The organism is Rhodococcus zopfii NBRC 100606 = JCM 9919 (assembly GCF_001895025.1).
Lineage (GTDB): Bacteria > Actinomycetota > Actinomycetes > Mycobacteriales > Mycobacteriaceae > Rhodococcus > Rhodococcus zopfii.
Genome location: NZ_BCXI01000032.1, coordinates 39206 through 51281, shown reverse-complemented (window position 1 = coordinate 51281; position 12076 = coordinate 39206). Strand labels below are relative to the sequence as shown.

The 12076-nt window shown below is 68.4% G+C and carries 13 protein-coding genes; 5 read left to right on the top strand and 8 right to left on the bottom strand.

The window, feature by feature from the left end; translation table 11 throughout:
* Nucleotides 1-5: 5 nt before the first annotated feature.
* Complete coding sequence (gene yhjD / locus RZ1_RS19955) at nt 6-1040, top strand: inner membrane protein YhjD (protein WP_072814248.1); 1035 nt, start codon at nt 6-8, stop codon at nt 1038-1040.
* Between the two features lie 13 nt (nt 1041-1053).
* Here yhjD and RZ1_RS19950 read toward each other — a convergent pair whose 3' ends face one another.
* A complete protein-coding gene (locus RZ1_RS19950) occupies nt 1054-2331 on the bottom strand; it encodes a hypothetical protein (protein WP_072814328.1) in 1278 nt (425 codons plus the stop codon).
* Nucleotides 2332-2457: 126 nt separating this feature from the next.
* Between RZ1_RS19950 and RZ1_RS19945 the strand changes: the two genes are divergently transcribed.
* Nucleotides 2458-3498: an NAD(P)-dependent alcohol dehydrogenase gene (locus RZ1_RS19945; protein WP_072814247.1), complete on the top strand. Its 1041-nt coding sequence runs from the start codon at nt 2458-2460 to the stop codon at nt 3496-3498.
* A 116-nt stretch (nt 3499-3614) separates the two neighbouring features.
* Here the strand turns inward: RZ1_RS19945 and RZ1_RS19940 are convergent, their stop codons facing one another.
* The 4 genes from RZ1_RS19940 to sdhC are packed head-to-tail and all read right to left on the bottom strand — an operon-like array spanning nt 3615 to nt 7007.
* A complete protein-coding gene (locus tag RZ1_RS19940; protein ID WP_072814246.1) occupies nt 3615-4391 on the bottom strand; it encodes a succinate dehydrogenase iron-sulfur subunit in 777 nt (258 codons plus the stop codon).
* Entirely contained in the window at nt 4391-6142 is a 1752-nt protein-coding gene (gene sdhA, locus RZ1_RS19935) for a succinate dehydrogenase flavoprotein subunit (protein ID WP_072814245.1), read from the bottom strand. The genes RZ1_RS19940 and sdhA overlap by 1 nt, the downstream gene beginning before the upstream one ends.
* A gap of 15 nt (nt 6143-6157) precedes the next feature.
* Nucleotides 6158-6598, bottom strand: coding sequence for a succinate dehydrogenase hydrophobic membrane anchor subunit (locus RZ1_RS19930; RefSeq protein WP_072814244.1), 441 nt, complete (start codon nt 6596-6598; stop codon nt 6158-6160).
* 1 nt (nt 6599) lies between these two features.
* Entirely contained in the window at nt 6600-7007 is a 408-nt protein-coding gene (gene sdhC, locus RZ1_RS19925) for a succinate dehydrogenase, cytochrome b556 subunit (protein WP_072814243.1), read from the bottom strand.
* A gap of 253 nt (nt 7008-7260) precedes the next feature.
* Here sdhC and RZ1_RS19920 point away from each other — a divergent pair, with 253 nt between their 5' ends.
* The 3 genes from RZ1_RS19920 to RZ1_RS19910 are packed head-to-tail and all read left to right on the top strand — an operon-like array spanning nt 7261 to nt 10059.
* A complete protein-coding gene (locus RZ1_RS19920) occupies nt 7261-7680 on the top strand; it encodes a cytidine deaminase (RefSeq protein WP_072814242.1) in 420 nt (139 codons plus the stop codon).
* Nucleotides 7673-8956, top strand: coding sequence for a thymidine phosphorylase (locus RZ1_RS19915; protein WP_072814241.1), 1284 nt, complete (start codon nt 7673-7675; stop codon nt 8954-8956). Before RZ1_RS19920 ends, RZ1_RS19915 begins: the two co-directional genes overlap by 8 nt.
* Nucleotides 8957-8973: 17 nt before the next feature.
* On the top strand, nt 8974-10059 hold the full coding sequence (locus RZ1_RS19910; protein ID WP_072814240.1) for an adenosine deaminase: 1086 nt from the start codon (nt 8974-8976) through the stop codon (nt 10057-10059).
* A 54-nt stretch (nt 10060-10113) separates the two neighbouring features.
* Here RZ1_RS19910 and RZ1_RS19905 read toward each other — a convergent pair whose 3' ends face one another.
* From RZ1_RS19905 to RZ1_RS19895, 3 genes are read right to left on the bottom strand one after another with little or no spacing between them, the layout of a single operon-like run.
* On the bottom strand, nt 10114-11355 hold the full coding sequence (locus RZ1_RS19905) for a SatS C-terminal domain-containing protein (protein ID WP_072814239.1): 1242 nt from the start codon (nt 11353-11355) through the stop codon (nt 10114-10116).
* Nucleotides 11356-11414: 59 nt separating this feature from the next.
* On the bottom strand, nt 11415-11714 hold the full coding sequence (locus tag RZ1_RS19900; protein WP_072814238.1) for a YbaB/EbfC family nucleoid-associated protein: 300 nt from the start codon (nt 11712-11714) through the stop codon (nt 11415-11417).
* Entirely contained in the window at nt 11711-12049 is a 339-nt protein-coding gene (locus RZ1_RS19895) for a hypothetical protein (RefSeq protein WP_072814327.1), read from the bottom strand. The genes RZ1_RS19900 and RZ1_RS19895 overlap by 4 nt, the downstream gene beginning before the upstream one ends.
* Nucleotides 12050-12076 lie beyond the last annotated feature (27 nt).

The following is a 12076-nucleotide window of genomic DNA, read 5'->3' as shown; positions in this document are numbered from 1 at the left end:
CACGGATGGCCGACGCGAGCGCCGAGAAGAAACCCGGCTTCCTCGACCGACAGCGGGCGGCCCACCCCTGGCTCGACCACACGGTGCGGACAGGACTGCGCTACCAGGACAACAAGGGCGACTACTACGCCGCCGGCATCACGTATTTCACGGTGCTGGCGCTGGTGCCGATCGTCATGGTGGCGTTCTCCATCGCCGGTTTCGTGCTCGCCGGCCGGCCCGGCACCCTCGAGCAGATACAGGACGTCATCGCCGAGAACATTCCCGGCCAGCTCGGCGACACCGTGCAGAGCCTGATCGACTCGGCGATCGATTCCCGCGGCGCCGTCGGCCTCATCGGTCTGCTCGCCGCCTCGTACGCCGGACTCGGGTGGATGGCCAACCTGCGGGACGGTCTCACCGCGATGTGGGACCACCCGCGGGACAAGGGGAACTTCCTCGTCTCCAAGTTGCACGACGCCGTGGCCCTGCTCGGCCTCGGGCTCGCGATGATCGTCTCGCTCGGGTTGTCGGCGGTGAGCCGGGGATCGATCATGGCGAAACTCGTGGAGTTGCTGAACCTGGAGAACGTCGTCGGGGTCGGTGTCGGGCTGCGGATCGCCGCGCTTCTCATCGCCCTCTGCGCGACCTGGGCGGTGTTCACGTGGGTGATCGCGCGGCTGCCGCGCGAACCGGTCACCCTGCGCAGCGCCGCGCAGGCCGGGCTGATCGGCGCCATCGGATTCGAGGTGTTCAAACAGGTCGGCTCGATCTACCTCGAGGCCGTGCTGGGCGGGCCGGCCGGTGTCGCGTTCGGCCCGATCCTCGGCGTGCTGGTCTTCGCCAACCTGACCGCGAAACTGCTGTTGCTGTGCACGGCGTGGGCGGCGTCGAAAAAGGAGAACCTGGCCCTGGCGCACGTGCCCGCGCCGGAACCGGCGACGATCACTCCGCGGCTCGAGGTGCACCAGGGACCCGGCGTTCGCGGCGGCCTTGCCCTCATCGGTGCGGGCCTTCTGGGTGGCGCGCTGCTCGGGTCGCGCCGCCGCACCCGGAAATGAGCGGGTGGCGGGGTCAGCCCGCAGGGGCGGTCACGGCCGCCTCGTCCACGCACGCCTCGTAGCCGCCCGCGACGAAGGTCGACGCCGCGCAGTACACGGCCGTCGGATAGTACGGTCCCATCACCGTTGCCGGGTCCGTCCCGCTGTCCTGCGACGCCTGGATGGACTGCGGATAGAACGCCGGCGACGGCAGCATGTAGCGCAGGAACAGCACCTTTCTCGGGACCGCGGTGTCGCCCCACGGCAGCACCGTCACGGTCGGATCGGCGACGGAGGTGAGATCGGCGGGCGCGGCGACCGCATAGGTGTAGTGGCCCGACGCATCGAGTGCGGTCTCGAAATCCGCCGCGCACGCCACCACCGGATAGGGCGAGACCCGATCGTTCTGGCACACCGACCAATACCGCACCTGCTGATCCGGATCGGTGGCCGGCACACCCGCGCGGGTGTCCGGGAACAGTGGCGCCTTCCCCCGCACGACGGCGATCCGCCCCGGCTGATAGGTCAGGGCGGTCCCGAGATACTTGTTGTCCCCGTTGGGAAACAGGCCGGACGAGCTCGCCGGGTTCACGAACACCGTCTCGGGGGTGTCGCCGGGGAACGCGCCGCTCGCGGCACCGGCGATGACCTGATCGAAGCCGGCCTCCGCGAGATCTGCGAGGGGTCCGGTGTAGCCGTTCGGATCGAACGGCTGCTCGCACGGCTGCCGCGGCACGGTGACCCCGCCGAGCCGCATCGTCGCATCCGGCAACGGCACGCCGCCGCTGGGGGACGCGGCGTCGTCGGGCACGTACACGCGGATGATCAGGAAACCCGCCGGCGTGCCCTGGCCGGCAGGCAGAGCCTGAATCTCGTTGCGCGCGTGGTCCGCCGGACCCGTGACGAGGGTGGCGTGCCACTTCCGCTGCGACGGAGGAAGGCTCCGGGCCGACGCATCCCGGAACGGGTTGCCGCTGCCGGAATCCGGGACGATCATGTTGTCCCGCAACGTGTCGATCGTGTCGAAGTTGGTGTCGTAGGTGTTGAGCGAGAAGTACCGGGCGGCGGTGTAGTTGCCGGACAACTCGATCGAGTCGCCGGGACCCAATGCGTACGGCAGCACCCAGTAGGTGGCGTTCACGTCCGGGAACGCGACGTTGAGTACCGTCTCGTCGGACATGAACCGCCACGCGCACAGGGGCGTGTCGGCTGACGCCGCCGGAGGGAGCACGGTGCTCGTCACGGAAGCGAGCAGGAACGCGACGGCGGCGACGATGCGAGCGCGGGCCGATCGAGAGGGATTGCCGGACACGGGGACTCCGTTCGTCGCGTCCACGATAGCCGCAGTTCACCACCTACGGGCCGGTTCGGTGAACAGGAGCGGTCGATTCGGCGACATCGGCTGACGCGAGGACGGAACGGCCGTACTGTTCGGTTCATGAAAGCCGTCCAGTACACCGAGATCGGTGCGGAGCCGGTCGTCGTCGAGATTCCCACACCGTCTCCGGGCCCGGGGGAGGTGCTGCTGAAGGTCACCGCGGCCGGACTGTGCCACTCCGACATCTTCGTGATGGACCTGCCCGCGGACGGATACGTGTACGGGCTGCCGCTGACGCTCGGCCACGAGGGGGTCGGTACCGTCGCCGAACTCGGCGCGGGCGTCGCCGACCTCGCTGTGGGGGACGCGGTCGCCGTGTACGGGCCGTGGGGCTGCGGCAGCTGCCACCAGTGCTCCCGTGGCCGCGAGAACTACTGCACCCGCGCCACCGGCCTCGGGATCACCCCGCCCGGGCTCGGTTCCCCCGGTTCCATGGCCGAATACATGATCGTCGACTCCGCCCGGCATCTCGTGCCCATCGGTGACCTCGACCCGGTCGCCGCGGCCCCGCTGACCGACGCCGGTCTGACCCCGTACCACGCGATCAACCGGGTTCTGCCGCTGCTCGGCCCCGGATCCACCGCGGTGGTCGTGGGTGTCGGCGGACTCGGTCACGTGGGCATCCAGATCCTGCGGGCGATCACCGCGGCCCGGATCGTCGCGGTGGACCTCGACGAGGACCGGCTGGAGCTGGCCCGCACGGTCGGCGCCGACGTGGCGATCCGGTCCGACGCGAGCGCGGCCGCCGCGATCCGCGAACTGACCGGCGGCGAGGGCGCCACCGTGGTGTTCGACTTCGTCGGTGCCCAGTCGACGATCGACATGGCCCAGGAGGCCGTCGCGATCGACGGGCACATCTCGATCGTCGGGATCCATGCCGGTGCCCATGCGAAGGTCGGCTTCTTCCTGGTTCCGTTCGGGGCCTCCGTCGTGACCCCGTACTGGGGGTCCCGCACCGAGCTGATGGAGGTCATCGCCCTGGCCCGTGCCGGCAAGCTCGACATCCACACCGAGACGTTCACCCTCGACCAGGGTCCCGAGGCGTATCGGCGGCTGCGGGAGGGCAGCATTCTCGGACGCGGCGTGGTCGTGCCGGGCTGACCCCCGGCGTCTGCCGCGGGCAGAAGCGCCGACCGGGAAACGCAGAACGCGGGCCCGGACCCCGAAAGGGCCGGACCCGCGTTCCGTCGCGACTGTGGAGTCGTGGTGGTGCGGGGTCAGCGGGCGAACAGCAGCGCGCGCTTGACCTCCTGGATCGCCTTCGTCACCTGGATGCCACGGGGGCACGCGTCGGTGCAGTTGAAGGTCGTGCGGCAGCGCCACACGCCGTCCTTGTCGTTGAGGATGTCGAGACGCTCGGCGGCACCCTCGTCACGCGAATCGAAGATGAACCGGTGCGCGTTGACGATTGCGGCGGGGCCGAAGTACGACCCGTCGCTCCAGTACACCGGGCACGACGTGGTGCAGCACGCGCACAGGATGCACTTGGTGGTGTCGTCGAAGCGGTGCCGGTCGGCCTGCGACTGGATGCGCTCGCGGGTCGGCTCGTTGCCCGTGGTGATGAGGAACGGCTTGACGGCACGGAACGCGTCGAAGAACGGCTCCATGTCGACGATCAGGTCCTTCTCGACCGGCAGGCCGCGGATCGGCTCGACGGTGATGGTCACCGGCTTGCCGTCCTTGGACAGCATGTCCTTCATGAGGATCTTGCAGGCCAGGCGGTTGACGCCGTTGATCCGCATCGCGTCGGAGCCGCACACCCCGTGCGCGCAGCTGCGGCGGAAGGTGAGGGTCCCGTCGAGGTAGCCCTTCACGTACAGCAGCAGGTTGAGCATGCGGTCGCTGGGGAGCGCCGGCACCTGGAACGAATCCCAGTGCTGTCCCTTGCCGTCCTCGGGGTTGAACCGGGCGATCTTGAGGGTGACCATGACGGCGCCCTCGGGCACGGGAGGCAGATCCGTGGCGGCGGTGTCGTTCTTCTCGAGAGTAGTCATCAGTACTTCCGCTCCATCGGCTCGTACCGGGTCTGGACCACCGGCTTGTAATCCAGGCGGATGTCGGAGATCAGATCCGTACCCACCTTGTACGCCATGGTGTGCTGCATGTAGTTGGCGTCGTCGCGGTTCGGGTAGTCCTCGCGAGCGTGACCGCCGCGCGATTCCTTCCGGTTGAGCGCGCCGACGACGGTGACCTCGGCCATCTCGAGCAGGAAGCCCAGCTCGACGGCCTCGAGCAGGTCGCTGTTGTAGCGCTTGCCCTTGTCGTGGACCGTGATGTTCTTGTAGCGCCTCTTCAGCTCGTGGATGTCCTCGAGCGCCTTCGTGAGGGTCTCCTCGGTGCGGAACACCGACGCGTTGTTGTCCATCGACTGCTGCAGGTCGCGGCGGATGTCGGCGACGCGCTCCTTGCCGCCCGCATTCAGGATGCGGTCGAGCCACTCCTCGACGTAGGTCGCGGGGGACTCGGGCAGCTCGACGTGCTCGGTGTTGTTCGCGTACTCGGCGGCAGCGATGCCGGCGCGACGGCCGAACACGTTGATGTCGAGCAGCGAGTTCGTGCCGAGGCGGTTCGCGCCGTGCACGGACACGCACGCGCACTCGCCGGCGGCGTACAGGCCCTTGACGATCTCGTCGTTGTTGCGCAGGACCTCGCCCTGGACGTTGGTGGGGATACCACCCATCACGTAGTGGCAGGTCGGGTACACCGGGACGAGCTCGGTGACCGGGTCGACGCCGAGGTAGGTGCGCGCGAACTCGGTGATGTCCGGGAGCTTCTCCTCGAGGACGTCCTCACCGAGGTGCGTGACGTCGATGTAGACGTAGTCCTTGTTCGGACCGGCACCGCGACCCTCGAGCACCTCGAGCACCATCGAGCGGGCGACGATGTCGCGCGGCGCGAGGTCCTTGATGGTGGGGGCGTAGCGCTCCATGAAACGTTCGCCGTCGGCGTTGCGGAGGATACCGCCCTCGCCGCGGACGGCCTCGGAGATGAGGATGCCCAGGCCCGCGAGTCCCGTCGGATGGAACTGGTGGAACTCCATGTCCTCGAGCGGCAGGCCCTTGCGGAAGATGATGCCCAGGCCGTCACCGGTGAGGGTGTGCGCGTTGGACGTCGTCTTGTACATGCGGCCCGAGCCGCCGGTGGCGAACACGATCGACTTCGCGTGGAAGACGTGGATCTCACCGGTGGCGAGCTCGTACGCGATGACACCGGTGGCGACGGGACCGTCCTCGGTCTCGGTCAGCGCGATGTCCAGCGCGTAGAACTCGTTGAAGAACTCGACGTCGTGCTTGACGCAGTTCTGGTACAGCGTCTGCAGGATCATGTGTCCGGTGCGGTCGGCGGCGTAGCACGCGCGACGGACCGGGGCCTTGCCGTGGTCACGGGTGTGACCACCGAAGCGGCGCTGGTCGATCTTGCCTTCGGGGGTGCGGTTGAAGGGAAGACCCATCTTCTCCAGGTCGAGCACCGCGTCGATGGCCTCCTTGGCCATGATCTCGACGGCGTCCTGGTCGGCGAGGTAGTCGCCACCCTTGACGGTGTCGAAGGTGTGCCATTCCCAGTTGTCTTCTTCGACGTTGGCCAGCGCGGCGCACATGCCGCCCTGCGCGGCACCGGTGTGGCTGCGCGTCGGGTAGAGCTTGGTCAGAACCGCGGTGCGGGCCCGGGGGCCGGCCTCGATGGCCGCGCGCATACCGGCGCCGCCGGCTCCGACGATGACCACGTCATAACGATGTTCCTGCATGAAGTGTTGGCTCCCCTAGCTCGCAACGATGTTGGGGTCGAAAGTGAAGATCACGTAGGTGCCCAGGCCCATGATCAGGATCATCGACACTGCGAGGATCGTGTTGAGCCAGAAGCGGGTCGAGTCCTTGCGCGAGTAGTCCGCGATGACGGTGCGAAGGCCGTTGCCGCCGTGCAGCTGCGCAAGCCACAGCATCGACAGGTCCCAGAACTGCCAGAACGGGCTGGACCAGCGGCCTGCGACGAACGCGAAGTTGATGCGGTGCACACCGTCGTCGAGCATCAGCATGATGAACAGGTGGCCGAGCACGAGGATGATCAGTGCGAGACCGGACAGACGCATGAAGAGCCAGGCGTAGAGCTCGAAGTTGTTCTTGGCCTGACGCCGCGGCGAGCGCGGGTTGTCGAGGCCGGCCGGGCGGTCGTACGCCGTGGCGAGAGTCTTCGCTTCACTCATGTCAGTGCCCCGCAAACATGTTGTAGAAGATGCGTCCGGCCGCGGGGATCATCACCACGAACCAGATCGCGAGGATCGTCCAGAGCATCACGCGCTGGTACTTCGGTCCCTTGGACCAGAAGTCGACGAGCATGACGCGCAGGCCGTTGAGTGCGTGGTAGAGAACCATCGCCACCAGCGCCAGCTCCATCAGGCCGACGAGCGGGGTCTTGTAGGTGTCGATGACACTGTCGTAGGTCTCGGGGTTGACCCGGACGAGTGCCGTGTCCAGAACGTGGACGAAAAGGAAGAAAAACGTCGCCACGCCTGTGATCCGGTGCAGAACCCAGGACCACATTCCGGGGTCTCCCCGGTAAAGCGACCGTGTGCGCCCCGCCGGTGCGGGGGCGGCTTCAGTCGTGCTGCTCATCGAGTGCTGTGCCTCCAACGTCAATGGTGGACGCGTCGAGCCGCTCTAGCCTGTGGGGGATTCCGCAGCACGGGCCCGACGAGAACCTGAACCGACTTGTTCAGACTCTAAACCCATCGGAAACCTGGGAACTAATCTCCACCGCGATTCGTACACTACCCAAATGCCAAGTTAGGTTTGCCTTTCCAACTGTGATCTGGTGCGGTGGGGGTCGCCGAACGTTGGCTCCACCACCGTGACAGGATGGGGAACCATGTCGGAGGTCGAGTGGAAAACGTTGCGCGCCAAAGCACATGAAGCGATGGAGCGTGCGTACGCGCCCTACTCGCGATTCCCGGTGGGGGCGGCGGCGCTCACCGTGGACGGCGCGACGGTGAGTGGGTGCAATGTGGAGAATGTCTCACATGGGGTGGGACTTTGTGCCGAATGTGTACTCGTCGGTAACTTCATTTCCGGTGGTGGCGGACGGTTGCGGGCGATCTCGGTCTGCGACGCCCGCGGCGCCGTTCTGATGCCGTGCGGCCGCTGCCGCCAGCTTCTCATCGAGCACGGCGGACCCGAGCTGCTCGTCGACACGCCCCGAGGACCGCGGCCGATGGGAGAACTGCTGCCCGACGCCTTCGGGCCCGACGACCTGGCGGCCGTGCACCCGCAGGGAGACGACCGTGCCTGACATCGTCTCCGTGATCCGGCACAAGCGCGACGGCCTGGAACTGACCGGCGCCGAGATCGACTGGGTGATCAGGGCGTTCACCCACGACATCGTCGCCGACGAGCAGATGGCCGCCCTTGCGATGGCCATCTGGTTCCGCGGTATGACCCGGGCCGAGACCGCCCGCTGGACCACCGCGATGATCGACTCCGGACGTCGGCTCGACTTCACCGGGCTGGGCCTGCCGACCGTCGACAAACACTCCACCGGCGGTGTCGGCGACAAGATCACGCTGCCGCTCGCACCGCTCGTCGCGGCCTGCGGAGCGGCCGTGCCGCAGCTGTCCGGACGCGGACTCGGATACGCCGGCGGCACCCTCGACAAGCTCGAATCGATCCCCGGCTGGCGCGCGGACCTCGACACCGTCGAGATGGCCGAAATCCTCACCGATCCGGCGATCGGCGCGGTCGTGTGCGCCCCGACCGAAGACCTGGCCCCGGCCGACCGCAAGCTGTACGCGCTGCGCGACGTCACCGGCACCGTCGAATCGATCCCGCTCATCGCCAGCTCGATCATGAGCAAGAAGATCGCGGAAGGGGCGGGCGCGCTGGTCCTCGACGTCAAGGTCGGTTCCGGCGCCTACATGACCGAACTGGGCGACGCCCGCGAACTCGCGCGCACGATGGTCGAGCTCGGCGGCGACGAAGGTCTGCCCACCGTGGCGCTGATCACCCGCATGGACACCCCGCTCGGGCGCACTGCCGGTAACGCGCTCGAGGTGCGGGAGGCCGTCGAGGTCCTCGCCGGGGGCGGACCGTCCGACGTGGTCGAGCTGACCCTCGCGCTGGCGCGGGAGATGCTCGCCCTCGCCGGGATCGACGGCGTCGACCCCGCGGACCGCCTCAACGACGGCTCGGCGATGGACCGGTGGCGCGCGATGATCGCCGCGCAGGGTGGCGATCCGGACGCGGCGTTGCCCACCGCCACGTACACCGAGACGCTGCGCGCCGACGCCGACGGAATCCTCACCGAACTCGACGCCATGGCGGTGGGGGTCGCGGCGTGGCGCCTCGGGGCCGGCCGGGAACGCCGGGGACAGGCAGTGCAGGCCGGTGCCGGTGTGGAACTGCACGCCAAACCGGGAGATGCGGTGCGCGCCGGGCAGGTCCTCGCGACCCTGCACACCGACACCCCGGAGAAGATTCCGGCCGCGCTCACCACGCTGCAAGGCGGCGTGCGGGTGGCCGCCGAGGCGGGTGCCGAGCGGACTCTCATCGTGGAGCGGATCTCCGGGTAGCCGACTACCGTCGGGGCATGAACGAGCTGACTGCCCCGCAGGTGCGTACCGCACCGAAGGTCCTGCTCCACGACCACCTCGACGGCGGCCTGCGCCCGGCGACGGTCCTCGACCTCGCCGACGCGTGCGGCCACACCCTGCCGGCGGACACCGCGACCGGCCTGGCCCGATGGTTCCGGCAGTCGGCGGACAGCGGATCGCTCGTGCGCTACCTCGAAACGTTCGAGCACACCGTCGCCGTCATGCAGACCGCCGACGGGCTCGAGCGGGTCGCCCGCGAGTGTGTCGAGGACCTCGCCGCCGACGGCGTCGTCTACGCGGAGGTCCGCTTCGCGCCGGAACAGCACCTCGAGCGCGGCCTGACCCTCGACGAGGTCGTCGAACACGTGCTCGAGGGATTCCGGTCCGGCGAGTCCGCGGTCGCGGCGACCGGCGGCCGCATTCGGGTGGGATGCCTGCTCACCGCGATGCGGCACGCCGCGCGCTCACGGGAGATCGCGGAGCTCGCCGTGCGGTTCCGCGATCGGGGTGTCGCCGGATTCGACATCGCCGGCGCCGAAGCCGGGTACCCGCCGAGTCGTCACCTCGACGCATTCGAGTACATGCGGGCTGCCAACGCGCACTTCACCATTCATGCCGGTGAAGCCTTCGGGCTGCCGTCCATCCACGAGGCCGTCGCGTTCTGCGGCACCGACCGGCTCGGCCACGGGGTGCGGATCGTCGACGACATCACCGTAGCGGACGACGGCACCGCGACACTCGGTCTGCTGGCGAACTACGTGCGGGACAAGAGGATTCCGCTGGAACTGTGCCCCAGCTCGAACGTGCAGACCGGCGCGGTCGCGACGCTAGAGGACCACCCGTTCGATCTGCTCGCGCGGCTGCGGTTCCGGGTCACCGTCAACACGGACAACCGGCTGATGAGCGACACCACGATGACAAACGAGATGATGCGCCTGGTCGAGGCGTTCGGATACGGCTGGGTCGACCTCGAACGGTTCACCATCAACGCGATGAAGTCGGCGTTCCTTCCGTTCGATCAGCGCCTCGAGTTGATCGACGACGTCATCAAGCCGGGCTACGCGATCCTGATCGGCGCGTAGCGCCCGGTGTGCCTCAGTGGCGGCCGGCGGCGCCACAGAGGCACACCGCGGCGGCTATTGCTTCCGCAGCCGTGCCTCGAACTCGCGCTCGAGTTCACGCCACGCCGCGACCTCGGCATCGAACGGAGCGCTCGGTGCCAGGCGGCTCGAATCGGGCTCGAGCACGTAGTTGACGAACCAGCCCAGCTCCGTGGAACCGGCGAGGGCGGCGTCGGTGGAGTCGTCGCCGGCGTAGTTGGCTGCGTCGGTGAACAACTCGACCGCGAGGTCGAGTTGATCCGGATCCACCGCGTCGGTGCCCTCGGCGATGTCGTCGGCGATGCCGGTGAGCACGTAGACGTTGTCGTCGCTCACCTCGACTTCCAGCGAGCCGTCGGTGGCCGCGTGGCGGATCTCGTCGTAGGTGCTCACCGTCGCCAGATCGTGGTCGTGGCGGTCGGCCAGGTAGCGGGCGAGGGCACGCTCGGAACCGAACGCCGAGATCAGGCCGTTGCTGCCGAGGAACAGCGCGTCCTCGTCCTCGCCGATGTAGCACCGCAACGTGAACCAGGTGCCGTCGCTCGTGATGATCTTGATCGGGTCGATGCCGACCGCGCCCCAGAAGTCGTCGCCGACGGCCTCGTCAGTGTCCTCGTCGTCGAACTCGTAGTCGTCGTCCTCGCCCTCGACCGTGTCGTCGGCCTCGACGACGTTCTCCTCGGCAGCCACCAGTTCGGACTCGATCTCCGCGACGATCGCGGCATCGACGTCGGGGGTGGCGACGATCGCGTCGAGCGAGTCGATGACCGCGTCCCAGTCCTCGGCGACCGCGGTGCCGACCCGGTTCCACAGGTCCTCACCCCCGTCGCCCTCGAACGCGCCCGCGCCGTGCTGCAGCAGCGTCGCGATCTCGGGCCGATCGAAGAACTTCGTCACCGGTTCGAGTTCGCACACCTCGCCGAGGCTGTGGACGAGGTCGAACGTGTCCTGGAGCTGCGAGACGATCTCCGGGTCGACGTCCTCGGCGACCAGCTCGGGCACCCCGACGATGTCGAAGCGATAGGCGTCGTCGGGTTCGAACTCGACGGCCGAGAGCTTCGCGGCGACCGGCCACGCGGGATGCTCGACCAGGTCGTTGTCGGCATCCGAGCGGACGAACGCGACCAGTTCGGCGACGCCGGGAAACCCGTACAGATGGTCGCCGTGGCCGAGGAACGCCTCCCACTCGTCGTCGCCCTCGCGCCACCGGGGCGCCCACAGGGTGACGAGGTTGTCGTCGGTGAGACCGAGCTCGATCGGGACGATGTCTCCAGCCATGGCGGGAAGCCTAGCCACCTCGCGCCCGAAGACATAGCCGGGAGTCGACGATACGGCCGTCACCGGAACGAGTCGCGCAGTTCCGAGAGCAGACGAGCGCGTTTTCCGGCCGCGATCCGCGCGGCCTCGTGCGCGGTCGCGAGGATCGTCGCGGACACCTCGGCGGCGTCGAGCCGGCACGCCGACTCCGCCAGATCCAGCGCGATCATTCCGCCGCCGCCGTCGACGCGCACCCGCACCCGTCCGTCTGCGCTCGTCGCGTCGGCTGTCGCGTTGCCGAGCCCGGCCATCACGTCCTCGAGCATGCCCAGCCTTTCCCGTGCCCGCTCGACGATCTCGTCGACCTGCCGCGCGCTCACACCGACCTCAGCCAGGACGTGGGTCGCTGCTGTTCGTCGTCGGCCTGCTGGGTGCGCGCGACCTCGTCCCGGGTGGGCAGGCCCATTCGGTCCAGCAGGATCTCCGGCATGCCCTGGGCGGCGAGGTCGCTGCGACGCTGCGCCGCGGCTTCGAGGGCGGCGCGGCGGCTGAGCGCGAGGATCTGCCCGGCCAGGTGCCCGGCCCCGTGGCGCAGTTCACGAGGGTCGATCTGCAGGTCTACCGGCACCCCCTGATCCGTCGTGCGCACCGAGACGGTGCCCGCCGCGTTGCTGGCGGTAGCTGTCGTGATGTTTCTATCCGGTTGGACGTTCATAACCGGTTGGACGCAGCGGGTCGCCGA